The sequence below is a fragment of the Microbacterium sp. S1037 genome (assembly GCF_048381605.1).
GTDB lineage: Bacteria > Actinomycetota > Actinomycetes > Actinomycetales > Microbacteriaceae > Microbacterium > Microbacterium testaceum_B.
Genome location: NZ_JBLWIG010000003.1, coordinates 448,506 through 461,757, shown reverse-complemented (window position 1 = coordinate 461,757; position 13,252 = coordinate 448,506). Strand labels below are relative to the sequence as shown.

The window sequence follows — 13,252 nt, the reverse complement described above, 5'->3', positions numbered from 1 at the left end:
GTCCGTTCACGCATGCGCCACGCCGCGAATTCTTGGCGCTGTCTGGGCGAGCGGTCTTTACGATCGCCCGGTCGGCGTGCGCCGACGGCCGCGGCGGACACCGCCGACGATCGGAGGATCGCCCATGACCGCCCTGAATCCCTTCGACGCGGCATCCGTACTCCAAGCCTTCGGCCCGTTCGTCCTCGTCGGCATCGCGTTGTTGGTGTTCATCGAGTCGGGGGTGCTCTTCCCCTTCCTCCCCGGTGACTCGCTGCTGGTGACGGCAGCGATCCTCAGCGGACCGCTCGGCATCGCACCGTGGCAGGTGGCGCTCGTCGCCTCGCTCGCGGCGCTGGCGGGCGACCAGGTCGGCTTCTGGCTCGGCCGCCGTTTCGGTCGACGCCTGTTCCGCGACGACGCACGACTGCTGACCACCGCACGGCTCAGGGAAGCCGAGGCATTCTTCGCCCGGTGGGGCGGCGCGTCGCTGGTGATCGGCCGCTTCGTCCCGATCGTCCGCACCTACGTGCCGCTCGTGGCCGGCGCGGCCGACATGCCCTATCGCCGCTTCCTGCTCTGGAATGCCGTCGGCGCGGTGGGATGGTCGTGCTCGATGACGCTCATGGGAGTGCTGCTGGGTGGCATCCCGTTCATCGCCCACAACATCGACGTGCTCGTGATCGTGATCGTCGCGGTGTCGGTCCTGCCGGTCGTCATCGCGGCCGTGCGCCGTCGACGACGCGCCTCGCGCACGGCAGAGGAAACCGGGGCATGAGGGCGGACACGCGCTCGCGCGTTCCCGAACCCACCGCGTCGTTCTGGCTCGTGAAGGTGCTCACGACCGGGATGGGCGAGGCGGTGTCCGACTTCCTCGTGACGCGCTTCGACCCCGTCCCGACCGTCCTGCTGACCGCGGTCGTCTTCGTCGTGGTCCTGGGGGCGCAACTGCGCCTGCATCGCTACGTGCCGGCCATGTACTGGGCGGCGGTGTCGATGGTGGGCGTCTTCGGCACCATGGCCGCCGACGTCGTCCACGTCGCCCTCGACATCCCGTATGCGGTGTCGACGCCCGTGTTCCTGCTCGCGCTGGCCGCCGTCTTCGTCGTCTGGCGCCGCGCGGAGGGGTCGGTCGATGTGCACACCGTCACGACCGATCGGCGCGAGCTGCTCTACTGGGCGGCGGTGATCACCACGTTCGCGGCGGGGACCGCCGCAGGTGATCTGCTCGCCTCGACCGCCGACCTCGGCTATCTCGGCGGCGCGGTCTTCTTCGCCGCCATCATGGCCGTGATCGTGGGCCTGCGCTCCGCGCGGCTCGTCGGCCCGGTCGTCGGGTTCTGGGCCGCATACGTCGTCACGCGCCCGCTCGGGGCGTCGATCGCGGACTGGCTCGGCGTGGAGCCGACGCGCGGGGGCCTCGGGTTCGGCTCCGGCACGGTCGGGGGCATCGCCCTCGTGATCATCGTGCTGCTGGTGTCGGCGTTGAGCGTACGCGACCGGTCGGGGCGCCCCTCCGCCGCCGGCCCTGCATCCAAGGATCCGAGCGCACGGGGCGCGAGCATGGCGCGCCGACCCGCTTCCGGGCAAAGAAAAGACTCTCCGCGCACCCGGTAGAGCCTGGTTACCCTTGCTACGTTTCCGTCCTGGGGGAGTTGGCCTGGATGCCGCCACGCGGAGAGCCGTGAACAGCTTACCCGATCCGCGTCACACCATCAGCGGGGCCAGGGCGTCGGCCGCCGGGCGCAGCGCCGAAAGCACGTCGCCGGGCTCATCGACGCGATGCCGCGGACCCGAGAAAGCCACGGCTCCCGCGGCCAGTCCGCTCGCGTCGACGATCGGAACCGCGAGGCAGCCGGCGGTGGCGATCAGCTCGCCGCTCTGGCGTGTCGCACCCCAGCGAGCGAGGTCGTCGCGCGCGCGGTCGAGCTCGGGAGTGCCCGCGTCGCCCTGCGACAGAAGCATGAGCCGACCGAGCGCATAGCGGGCGGGTTCGCGGGCGAGGCGCGCCTCGTCCGACAGGGGGAAGTCCGGGTCGGCATCCACGACCGCGATCCGCCCGTCGACGAAGAGCGCCACGTGCACTCCCCCGCGCAGGGTCGAACGCGCCTCGGCGAGCACCGCTCGGGCAGCGGACGACAGCCGCGCGGGCGGAGCCACGACCGCCGCGAGTTGGGCGACCTTCGCGCCGAGCGCGAACCCCGCGAGATCGGGGGTGCGCACGAGGTACTCGTCCTCCACCAGCAGATTCACGAGGCGATACGTCGTCGCGCGCGGCAGACCGAGTTCGGCCGAGAGGCGCTGGGCGCTGACACCGGCGCCCAGCTGGGCGACGGCCTCGAGCACGGCGAGCGCGGAGTGCACGGCGCCGGGCTGACGCGCGGAAAGCGCCGGCTGCTCACGCATCGTCGGGATGCCGCGGCGAGACCACTCCCCCGAGCACCTCCGCCGCGACGGGCTCGTCGTAGACCCCGAGCGCACCGGGTCCGTGTCGTCGACGCAGGAGCGCGATGACGACCGCGGACACGACGGTCAGCGCCGCGACGACCGCCACGATCGCTCCACCGGACGCGAGGTCGTCGACGAAGAACGACACCAGCGCGGCGGCGAGCGCGAGCGCCGAGACCGCCGCCACCACCGTGACGCCGACCGTCCACTCGCCGATGCGACGGAGGAAGACGGGCGCGGCGACGCACACGAGGATGTAGGCCGAGATGTAGCCCGCGGCTCCCACCCCGATGGTCACGTGCATCGCGTCGCGCGTGTCGATGCCCGCGGCGACGACGATGACCGGCACCGCCGTGATGAGCGGCAGGGCGGCGGCGACCGCAGCCGCCGGGGTTCCGAATCGCCGCTGGGTGCGACCGATCGAGGCGGGCAGCACCCCGTCACGGCTCAGCGCGAAGAGCACCCGCACGAGCGCGGTGGTCGTGCCGATCGCGCACGCCAGGAAGGATGCCGCGATGCCGAGGTCGGCGACGACACCCCAGCCGCCGAGGCCGTACGCTTCGGCGAGCTCGTTCACCGGTGAGGCGCTGGCTGCGAGATCGGCGCCCAGCGCATCGAAGCCCGCGACCTGGGTCACGGCGGCGAGGACGTAGAGGAGTCCCGACAACACCACGGTGCCGGTGATCGCACGGGGGACGTTGCGCAGCGGCGACACCGATTCGACGCTCAGCGTGGCCGCGGACTCGAACCCGACGAAGGCCGTCAACGCGATCACCGCGGCCGCCGCGAACGCGGTCGGATCGAGGTCGGGCCCGCCGATTCCCGCGATCCTCGCCGGGTCGACGGGTCCGATCTTCACCAGGAGGACGATGAGGAGGACCACGATCAGGGCCACCGACAGCGTCTCGACGACGAGCGCCGCACGAGCGGAGATCCGGATGCCGCGGACGAGCACGAAGGCGACGAGAACGCCCTGCCCCACGACGAAGAGCGCGGTCACGAGCGCTCGATCGATCGACGGCCACAGTCCCGCCACGAGGTAGGTGGCGTAGTACGCGCCGCCGAGCAACGCGAACATGGCCACCGCGCCGTACCCCGTCAGGATCGCCGCACCGGCGGCGAGGCCGGCACGCGTGCCGAGACCGCGCGCCGTGTAGGTGTAGAGGGCGCCCGTGGCGGCGAAGCGGCGAGCGAACTGCGAGACCGTGCGGGCGACCCCGAGGCTCAGGATCGCCGCGGCCACGATCGCGGTGACCGTCGCCCCCGGCGCGAAGCCCGCCACGAGCAGCACGACCGTCGTGGCCGCCGCCGCCGGCGCGACCGCCGCGACCGACTGCGCCGCGAGATCGACGACGCCGATGCGGCGTCGGTCGAGTCCGTGCAGGGGGGAACGGTCGCCGAAACCGGCGACGGGATCGGGGCGCGCGATGGCGCGGGCGAGTGCAGTCACGTGGTCTCCGTCGGGTGCTGACGACCGTACGCGCCGGGCGTTGCACCCGGGAGACCCGCATGTTTCGTGCTCGTGACCCCGACTGAGACGAGCCCCCGCGCGCGTCTCAGTCGGCGAGGTCACACCTTCACGACGACAACACGACCCGGCAACGGCCGCGCGGGAGCCTCGACTCACGAACCGCGCACTCGCACCCGAATCCCGTCCCACCCGAACCCCGTCCCACCCGAATCCCGGAGGAACCCACATGACCCAGCTCGAGTCGAAGGGAGTGGCGACGTCGGCGAAGCGGACGTTGCAGGGCTCCCTCGGTGTCACGGCGATCATCTTCATGGTGGTCGCCGCCGCCTCGCCGCTCACCGTCGTCGGCGGCGCCGGGCCCCTCGGCATCCTGATCGGAAACGGGGTGGGTTACCCCGCTCTGTACGCCGTCAGCGCCGTCATCCTGCTGCTGTTCGCCGTCGGGCTTGCAGCCATGACGCGGCACGTGCCCCGCCCCGGCGCCTTCTTCACCTACATCGGCTACGGGCTGGGACGCCCGTCCGGCCTGGCTGCGGCATGGACCGCCATCCTGACCTACACGACGATCCAGGTCGCGGTGTACGGGTACGTCGGCTACCTGCTCGAGATCACCGTCGTGTCGGTGGGCGGACCCGACCTCCCGTGGTGGCTGTACGCGCTCGCCACCGTCGTCCTGGTCGGGGTGCTGGGGTACCGCCACATCGACCTGTCCAGCAAGGTGCTCGGCATCCTCCTCATCGCGGAGGTCGCGATCGTCCTCGTCCTCGTCGGCGCGGTGGTCGTGAACGGAGGTCCGGAAGGACTGAGCCTCGCGCCCTTCGAGCCCGCGAACATCGCGAGCGGCTCGCCCGGCGTGGGGCTGATGTTCGCGATCGCCGCGTTCATCGGCTTCGAGGCCACCGCGATCTTCCGCGACGAGGCGCGCGACCCCGACCGCACGATCCCCCGGGCGACCTACGGCGCGGTCATCGGCATCGGAGTGTTCTACACGCTCTCGACCTGGGGGCTCGTGATGGCCTGGGGTCCGAACGGCGTCCTGGCCGCCGCCGCGGAGAACCCCGCGACCCTGATGCTGCGCACCGTGGCGATCTACCTCGGCACGGTCGGCGAAGTCGTCGTGAACGTGCTGCTGCTGACGTCGATGTTCGCGTGCGTGCTGTCGTTCCACAACGTCCTGACGCGCTACCAGCACGCGATGTCGACCGCCGGAGTCCTCCCCGACTCGGTGTCCGGTGTGCACGCGCGCCACCTCTCGCCGCACGTGTCCTCGCTCGTGCAGACCGCCACCGCGGGCGTCCTCCTCGCGGCGTTCGCCCTGCTCGGACTCGACCCCCTGCTGCAGGTGTTCACCTGGCTCTCCGGCGTCGCCACCGTCGCCATCGTCGTGCTGATGGCGGTGACCTCGATCGCCGTGATCGTCTACTTCACCCGCAATCGGCAGGACCGGCGCCCGTGGAACACGGTGATCGCTCCGGCCCTGGGCTTCGCCGGGCTCGCGATCTCGGCCGTCGTGATCGTCGCGTACTTCCCCGTGATGGTCGGCGACGTCGATGCCGAGGGTGCACCCACCTTCGGCGCCGTCACATGGGCCCTGCTCGCCCTCGTGGTCGCCGTCCCCGCGTTCGGGTACGTCCAGGCCGCCTGGATCCGCCGTCGCCGGCCCGCCGCCTACGCCAAGCTCACCGACGCCATCGCCGGGTGATTCCGGATGCCGCGGCCTCGGCGCCGCGGCATCCGTCACCTTTTCGCCCCACCCGCCACACCCCGAGAGAGACACCATGACGCTCACCGACCCGACCTCGACCGCCTTCGTCGCCCCCCTGGCGCCCGCCCACCCTCTGGCATCCCTCTCCCCCGAAGAGATCACCGCCGTCCACGCGATCGTCACCACGCTCGAGGGCATCGACGAGGCGACCCGCTTCGCCTACGTCGGGCTCGAGGAAACACCCAAGGGCGAGGTGCTCGCGTGGGAGCGCGGCGAGGCCGCCTTCCCCGCGCGCCGCGCCCGCGTGCAGCTGCTGAACCTGCGCACCGCCCACTCGCTCGACCTCGTCGTCTCGCTCGTCACCGGCGAGGTGCTCCGCTCCACCGAGCTCGACGGATCCGACGGCCAGCTGCCGATCCTCGATGCCGAGTTCGAGGAGGTCGGCGTCATCGCGAACGAGAGCGCCGAGTGGGTCGCCGCCCTCGCCGCGCGCGGCCTCACGACCGCCGACGTCGTGCTCGTGCCGCTCTCAGCCGGCCACTACGGCTACGAGAACGAGGTGGGGCGCCGGGTGCTGCGCACCTTCGCGTTCCGTCAGGACCACCCCGCCGACCACCCGTGGGCGCACCCCGTCGACGGCCTCACCGCCTATATCGACGTCGCCGACCGGAGAATCATCGAGATCGTCGACACCCCCGGGTTCACCGTCCCCGAGACGCACGGCAACTTCGACGACCCCGAGCTGCAGGGCCCGCCGCTGGAGGGGCTCAAGCCGATCGTGATCACCCAGCCCGAGGGCGCGAGCTTCACCGTCGACGACGAGCACGTGACCTGGGGCGAGTGGGACCTCCGCATCGGCTTCGACACGCGCGAGGGACTGATCCTGCGCCAGCTCTCGTTCGCCGGGCGCCCCGTCATGTACCGCGGCTCGATCAGCGAGATGGTCGTCCCCTACGCCGACCCCGCGCCCAACCGCTTCTGGCAGAACTACTTCGACACCGGCGAGTACCTCTTCGGCCGGTACACGAACGAACTCGAGCTCGGCTGCGACTGCGTCGGCGACATCACCTACGTCGACGCCGTGCTGTCGGACGAGAACGGGATGCCGCGCACCGTCCGCAACGCGGTGTGCATGCACGAGGAGGACTTCGGCACCCTCTGGAAGCACACCGACATCTTCACCGGGTCGAGCGAAGTGCGCCGCTCGCGGCGCCTGGTGATCTCGTTCTTCACCACCGTGGGCAACTACGACTACGGGTTCTACTGGTACCTCTACCTCGACGGCACGATCGAGTGCGAGGCCAAGCTCACCGGCATCCTGTTCACCTCCGCCTACCCGGGCGAAGGCTACCCGTACGCCTCGGAGGTCGCGCCGGGACTCGGGGCGCCGTACCACCAGCACCTGTTCTCGGCGCGGCTCGACATGACCGTCGACGGGGTCGCGAACGTCGTCAATGAGATCGACGCGGTGCGCGTGCCGATCTCGGCCGAGAACCCCGCCGGGAACGCCTTCACGAAGAAGGTGACGCCGATCACGTCGGAGAAGGTGTCGGGCCGCGTCGCCGACGGCGCCGTGAACCGCGTGTGGCAGATCGCCTCGACCGAAAAGACGACGGAGCGCGGACAGGCGACGTCGTACATGCTGTTCCCGACCGAGACCCCGGTTCTGCTGGCCGATGACGACTCTTCGATCGCCGCGCGCGCGGCGTTCGCCACGAAGAACCTGTTCGTGACGAAGTACGACCCCGATGAGCGCTACGCCGCGGGCGACTTCGTCAATCAGCACCCCGGTGGCGCCGGCATCCCGGCCTTCATCGCGGGCGATGAGCCGCTCGTCGGCGAGGACCTCGTGCTCTGGCACACGTTCGGACTCACGCACTTCCCGCGCAACGAGGATTGGCCGGTCATGCCGATGGACTACGCCAAGTTCACGCTCAAGCCGTACAACTTCTTCGAGCGGAACCCCGTCCTGAACGTCCCCGCGCCGGCGAACACGCACTGCGCGCCGACGGCGCACGCCGACGGCCACGGCCACGGCCCGCACGCGGATGAGGCGGTCGGCGCGCACGGTCATGACCACAGCGCGCACGGTCACGACGGGCACGGCGACGCGCACCACTGTTGAACCGATGAGCGAGATCCTCCACGCCTGGGCGGTCGCCCCCGCCGCGGTCGGCGCCTGCTGTCTGGCAGCCGATCGCGCGCGGGTGCGGCCGCCCGAGGTCGCGGCATCCGTGCTGATGCTGCTCACGATGCTGGATGCCGCCGTGTTCGGGCTGATCGCACCGGTGTACTGGACGGCTCTGCTGATCGTGGCGGCCGTTGGTCTCGCGGTCTGGCGACGCCCGCGCCAGCGTCGGGCGCCGCGTGTGCCGGCGCTCATGACGGTGCACACCACGCTCGGGATGGTCGTGATGGCGGGGCTGCAGGTCGCGATGGGCGGGCATTCCCCGACGCACACGCACGGAGTCGCTCTGGGCCCGCTGATGGTCGGTGCGGCGGTGGGGTACGCCGTCTTCTCGAGCGTGGCGATGCGCCGGATGCCCGCGCGGCTCGATCGGGCGCAGATCGGCGCGATGGCGGCATCCGTCGTCCTCATGGCCGTGGCCGCGGTGTGATGTCGGTCGCGGGTTCCGACGCCGCGCGAGGCGCGTGACCAGCGGAGGGCGAGGGGCGAAGGGAGGACGAATCCGCTGAGATCGTCCTCCGCTCGCCCCTCGCCCTCTCTCCGTCGCGTGCGAGTACGGCCCCGGGTCAGCGCTTCAGGCGCAGGGTGACCAGCTGGAACGGCCGCAGGTCGAGCTCGACCGCGCCGCCCGAGACGCTCGACACCGCGGCGGCGTCGACCGGGCGCTCGAGCAGATCGGTCTCGATGGCACCCGCGACCTCGAACCCGGCGTCCAGCCGAGCGTGGGCGCGCTGACCGAGCGCTTCGTACAGGCGCACGATGACGTCTCCCGAGCCGTCCTGCGCGAGCTTGATCGCCTCGACGACCACGCCCTCGGTGTCGACCGCCACGAGCGGTGCCACCTCGGCCTCGGCGACGCCCTCGATGACGCGGAGCGGGAGGTTGGTGCGGTAACCCTCGACGACCGCGTCCTCGACCTCGGCGCCCACGACGATGCCCACCTCGAGGTGGTGTGCGCCCTGGTCCTGCTGCGGGTCGGGGAAGAGCGCCCCGCGAATGATCGACAGGCGGACGAGCGAGTACGTGCCGCCCGCCTCGCGCTCGTGACGCGTGATGTCGTGGCCGTAGGTCGAGTCGTTCGTCACCGCGACACCGAACCCGGGCTCGCCGACTCGCACCCACCGGTGCGCGGCCGTCTCGAAGCGCGCGGCATCCCACGAGGTGTTCGTGTGGGTCGGTCGGGTGATGTGCCCGAACTGGATCTCGGATGCCGCGCGGTCGGTGTGCACGTCGACCGGGACGCCGAGCTTGAGCAGCTTCTGCTGCTCGTGCCAGTCGACGTCGATCGACAACCGCACGACGCGCGCGCCCGCGGCGAGCGCGATGCGCGTGACCAGGTGCGAGTCGCCGAAGGCACGCTCGACCACGATCGCGTCGCCCTCGATGCGCACCGCCTGGGCGGAATCCAGCGGCGTGACGTGACGGCGATAGGTCTCGTCGATGTCCCACGCGTCCCACTGCGTCGGGGTGTCGCGGAAGAGCTCGAACAGCCCGGCCGTCTGCCCCTCCGGCACGACCTCGCGGCCGGATGCCACCTCGACGAGCGAGATGATGAGGCCCCGCGAGTCGATCACGGCGTGCACGATGCCGTTGTCGAGGACGAAACCCTCGCCCTCGACGCGCGGAGCCACGTCGCGGGTGGCCGAGGCCGTCGCGATCCCCAGCGCGGGGGCACCGCCGCGGCGGTGCGGGGCGGCGTTCGCCACCACCGCGCGGTCGCCGGTGCCCACGAGCGCGCGGAGGCTTCCCTCGATGACCTGCTCGAGCTCCGCCGCGATCGCGGCGTAGTTGCGCTCGGCGTCCCGGTGCACCCACGCGATCGAGGTGCCGGGAAGGATGTCGTGGAACTGCTGAAGCAGCACCAGACGCCACAGGCGCTGGAACGTCTCGGCGGGGTACGCCGCTCCGGTGCGGACGGTCGCGGTCGCCGCCCACAGCTCGGCCTCGCGCAGCAGGTGCTCGCTGCGGCGGTTGCCCTGCTTGGTGCGCAGCTGGCTCGTGTAGGTGCCGCGGTGGAACTCGAGGTACAGCTCCCCCGCCCACACGGCCGGGTCGGCGTACTCTGCCTCGGCGGTCTCGAAGAACTCGCGCGGGGTGGAGTGCTTCACGATCGGCGCACCCTCGAGCGAGTGCGTGCGGGCGATCGTCGCGGTCATCTCCCGCGTGGGTCCGCCGCCGCCGTCGCCGAAGCCGTAGGGCAGCAGCGAGGTGCGCGCGCGCCCCTTGTCGGCGAAGTTGCGCTCGGCGTGCGCGAGGTCGGCCGCGGTGACCTCGGAGTTGTACTTGTCGACCGGCGGGAAGTGCGTGAAGATGCGCGAGCCGTCGATGCCCTCCCAGCGGAAGGTGTGGTGCGGGATGCGGTTGGTCTCGTTCCACGAGATCTTCTGCGTGAGGAACCAGCGCGCGCCGGCGGCTCTCATGATCTGCGGAAGCGCGCCGCTGTAGCCGAACGAGTCGGGCAGCCACACCTCTTCGGTGTCGATGCCGAACTCCTCGAGGAAGAACGTCTTGCCCTCGAGGAACTGGCGGGCCATCGCCTCGCCGCCGACCATGTTCGTGTCGGACTCGACCCACATGCCGCCTACGGGCACGAAGCGCCCCTCGGCGACGCGCTCCTTGAGCCGCTCCCACAGCGCCGGGTAGTGCTCCTTCATCCACGCGAACTGCTGCGCCGACGAGCTCGCGAAGACGAACTCGGGGTCCTCGTCCATGAGCGAGAGCACGTTCGAGAACGTGCGCGAGACCTTGCGCGCCGTCTCGCGCACCGGCCACAGCCACGCGGAGTCGATGTGCGCGTGACCGACGGCGTGGAGGACGTGAGCGCTGGATGCCGCGGGCGCGGCGAGCAGAGGGGCGAGCACGTCGCGGCCGGCCTGGGCAGTACCGGCGACGTCGTGGGGATCGACCGCGTCGATCGCGGCATCCATCGCCTCGACGAGGGTCGCGCGGCGAGCGGAGGTGGCGTCGAGCTCGGCGATGAGGCCGTGGAGGAGGCGGAAGTCCTGCAGGAGGTTCCACACCGCGAGGTCGCGGAGGCCGATGGACATCTCGCGCAGCGTATAGAGAGGAGCGTCGCCGGCGGTGGCGAGGTCGCCGAGGTGCGTCGGCTCGAACGTGAAGAGGCTGCCGACGTCGGGGTTCGAGGCGGCCTCGACGAGCACATCGACCCGACCGTCGGCGTCGATGGCGGCGGGGGTGGCGTTGTTGAACGGCGAGACGCCCTTGATCGGCGCGCCCGCGCGGTTCCAGACGAGGGCCTCGCACTGGAAGCCGCTCTGGCCGGCGGTGAAGCCCAGGTCGATCACGAGTTCGGCGACGGTGCCCTCGGGCAGCGCGCCGTCGGTGCCGCGCCACGCGGCGGGGATCTCGCCCGACACGGCGAACCAGGTCGTCCCCCACGCCCGGCCCCAGGGCGTTCCGATGGCGAAGGGGCGGTAATCGGCATCCCGAGCCTCGGCGAAGGTCACGGGCTCGCCCGGGGCCTCCCACGCCTGGATCTCGAGCGGCTGGCGGGCGCGGTAGACGGCGGGGGCGAGACGCTCTCGGATGAAGCGTTCGATGCGCATCTCGATGAGCGCGGTGCGGTCGTGCATGACGGTTTTTTCCTTGTCTGGGGGCGTCTGGGGGGACGGGTCAGCCCTTGACGGCGCCGGCGAGTGCCGAGGTACCGCCGAGCCCGCGCTGCACGAGGACGTACAGACCGAGGACGGGGAGGGAGTAGACGATCGAGTAGGCCGCGAGCTGGCCGTAGGCCACGGCTCCGAACGACCCGAAGAAGTTGAAGATGCTGACCGCGGCCGGCTGGTAGTCGGGGCTGAGCAGCAGCACGAACGGCACGAAGAAGTTCCCCCACGCCTGGATGAACGTGAAGATGAACACCACCGCGATGCCGGGACGCATGAGCGGGAGCACGATCTGCACGAGCGTGCGCATCGATCCCGCACCGTCCATCCAGGCCGCGTGCTCGAGCTCGACGGGCACGCCGTCCATGAAATTCTTCATCATCCAGATCGCGATCGGCAGGGCGCTCGCGGTGAGGAAGAGGATCGTCCCGCCGATCGAGTCGATGAGGTTCAGCTGCACGAACAGGCTGTAGACCGGCACCATGATCGCCGTGATCGGCAGGCACGTGCCGAACAGCACCGCGTACAGGAACGGCTTGCCGACGCGCATCTTGTACCGCGAGAGCGGGTAGGCCGCGAGCGACGCGAGCACCACCGTGGCGACGGCCGTGCCGCCCGCGAGCAGGACGCTGTTCCAGAGCGGCAGGAAGAGCAGATCGGGCTTCATCACCGCGGCGAAGTTGTCGAGCGTGACGACCTCGGGCATCTTGATCGCGAGCGTCGGCTGCGCGTCGAGCGAGGCCGTCACCAGCCAGATGAGCGGAACGACGAACAGGATGCCGATGACGATGAGCAGCGTGTTGCTCAGGACGCGCAGGGCGCGGGTTCGCGGCGAAGACAGAGACGCCTTCGGGGACTTCGCGGCCCGCGTGCGGCCGGTCACCTCGGGGAGGGTCGTGGTGGTCATGACGAGACCTCCTCGCGCAGGGCGCGGACGTAGAAGAACGAGAAGATCGCGCCGATGAGCAGCATGATCGTGGCGATCGCCGTGCCGTAGCCGAGCTCGCCGAACTTCAGACCCTGCTGGTAGGCGAGGATCGGCAACGTCGTGCTCTTGTTGCCCGGGCCACCGCCGGTCATGACGAAGATGAGCGTGAAGACCGAGAGGGTCTGCAGGGTGACGATCATCGAGTTGGTGCCGATGGTCGAGCGGATCATCGGGATCGTGATGAAGATGAGGCGCTTGACGCCGCTGGCCCCGTCGACCTCGGCGGCCTCGGTGATCTCGGGTGGCACGTCGGCGAGAGCGGCCGAGTAGACCATCATCGAGAACGCGGTGCCGCGCCAGATGTTGGCGATGATGACCATGAGCACGGGCATCGTGAAGAGCCAGCTGACGGGTTCGAGGCCGAAGACGGCCAGGATCGCGTTGAGCGTGCCGTTGTCGCGGAAGAAGGCGTAGGCCGCGAACGCGGCGACGATCTCGGGCAGGACCCAGGCGGTCACGACGATCGTGCCGACCACCGCGGTGACGATGCGGTTGCCCGAGCGCATCATGAGGGCGAGCGTCAGGCCGAGGATGTTCTGACCGATCACGGCGGAGAAGAACACGAACACGATCGTGTTGATCACCGAGACGGGGAAGTCGGGCGCTTTGAAGAGCTGGGTGTAGTTGTCGAAGCCGATGAACTCGCTCGCCACGGCGGTGGAGCCGGAGAGCGTCGCATTGGTGAGCGAGCCCCACAGCGACACGAGGATCGGGCCGAGCAGGAAGATCGCCAGCAGCAGGGCTGCGGGCAGGAGAGGGAGCGCCCGGGCCGACGACCGGAGGCCGCGCGTTCTCGCGCGCGACCCCCGGCCGGTTCCGGTCGCCCCGGTCTGAGCCAGGGCGGTCACGG

At 70.6% G+C, this 13,252-nt stretch carries 9 protein-coding genes, 1 other RNA gene and 1 pseudogene; 5 read left to right on the top strand and 6 right to left on the bottom strand.

Annotated elements, in window-relative coordinates:
* Window positions 1-124 precede the first annotated feature (124 nt).
* The gene (locus tag ACMW4R_RS17265; RefSeq protein WP_418300525.1) at window positions 125-757 is read left to right on the top strand and encodes a DedA family protein; all 633 of its coding nucleotides are present in this window, start codon (window positions 125-127) and stop codon (window positions 755-757) included.
* Window positions 754-1,470: pseudogene (locus ACMW4R_RS17260) on the top strand (hypothetical protein); the annotation flags it as partial. The gene ACMW4R_RS17265 and the pseudogene ACMW4R_RS17260, both read left to right, overlap by 4 nt.
* Window positions 1,471-1,569: 99 nt before the next feature.
* Here the strand turns inward: ACMW4R_RS17260 and ffs are convergent.
* The 3 genes from ffs to ACMW4R_RS17245 all read right to left on the bottom strand — a co-directional run bounded on the left by ffs (window position 1,570) and on the right by ACMW4R_RS17245 (window position 3,877).
* Window positions 1,570-1,666: signal recognition particle sRNA small type (gene ffs, locus ACMW4R_RS17255), an RNA gene on the bottom strand.
* Between the two features lie 20 nt (window positions 1,667-1,686).
* On the bottom strand, window positions 1,687-2,385 hold the full coding sequence (locus ACMW4R_RS17250) for a helix-turn-helix domain-containing protein (protein WP_418300524.1): 699 nt from the start codon (window positions 2,383-2,385) through the stop codon (window positions 1,687-1,689).
* Window positions 2,378-3,877, bottom strand: a complete 1,500-nt coding sequence (locus ACMW4R_RS17245) for an APC family permease (RefSeq protein ID WP_418300523.1) — start codon at window positions 3,875-3,877, stop codon at window positions 2,378-2,380. The genes ACMW4R_RS17250 and ACMW4R_RS17245 overlap by 8 nt, the downstream gene beginning before the upstream one ends.
* A gap of 247 nt (window positions 3,878-4,124) precedes the next feature.
* Here ACMW4R_RS17245 and ACMW4R_RS17240 point away from each other — a divergent pair, with 247 nt between their 5' ends.
* From ACMW4R_RS17240 to ACMW4R_RS17230, 3 genes are all read left to right on the top strand, one after another.
* A complete protein-coding gene (locus ACMW4R_RS17240; protein WP_418300522.1) occupies window positions 4,125-5,600 on the top strand; it encodes an APC family permease in 1,476 nt (491 codons plus the stop codon).
* 76 nt (window positions 5,601-5,676) lie between these two features.
* Window positions 5,677-7,728, top strand: a complete 2,052-nt coding sequence (locus tag ACMW4R_RS17235; protein WP_418300521.1) for a primary-amine oxidase — start codon at window positions 5,677-5,679, stop codon at window positions 7,726-7,728.
* A gap of 4 nt (window positions 7,729-7,732) precedes the next feature.
* Window positions 7,733-8,221: a hypothetical protein gene (locus tag ACMW4R_RS17230; RefSeq protein WP_418300520.1), complete on the top strand. Its 489-nt coding sequence runs from the start codon at window positions 7,733-7,735 to the stop codon at window positions 8,219-8,221.
* A gap of 136 nt (window positions 8,222-8,357) precedes the next feature.
* Here the strand turns inward: ACMW4R_RS17230 and ACMW4R_RS17225 are convergent, their stop codons facing one another.
* Genes ACMW4R_RS17225 through ACMW4R_RS17215 form a run of 3 tightly spaced genes read right to left on the bottom strand, consistent with a single transcriptional unit; the run spans window position 8,358 to window position 13,250 of the window.
* Window positions 8,358-11,384, bottom strand: coding sequence for an alpha-mannosidase (locus tag ACMW4R_RS17225; protein ID WP_418300519.1), 3,027 nt, complete (start codon window positions 11,382-11,384; stop codon window positions 8,358-8,360).
* 40 nt (window positions 11,385-11,424) lie between these two features.
* Window positions 11,425-12,321 (bottom strand): carbohydrate ABC transporter permease, encoded by an 897-nt coding sequence (locus ACMW4R_RS17220; RefSeq protein WP_058597111.1) that lies wholly within the window; start codon window positions 12,319-12,321, stop codon window positions 11,425-11,427.
* Entirely contained in the window at window positions 12,318-13,250 is a 933-nt protein-coding gene (locus ACMW4R_RS17215; protein ID WP_418300518.1) for a carbohydrate ABC transporter permease, read from the bottom strand. Before ACMW4R_RS17215 ends, ACMW4R_RS17220 begins: the two co-directional genes overlap by 4 nt.
* Between the last annotated feature and the right edge of the window lie 2 nt (window positions 13,251-13,252).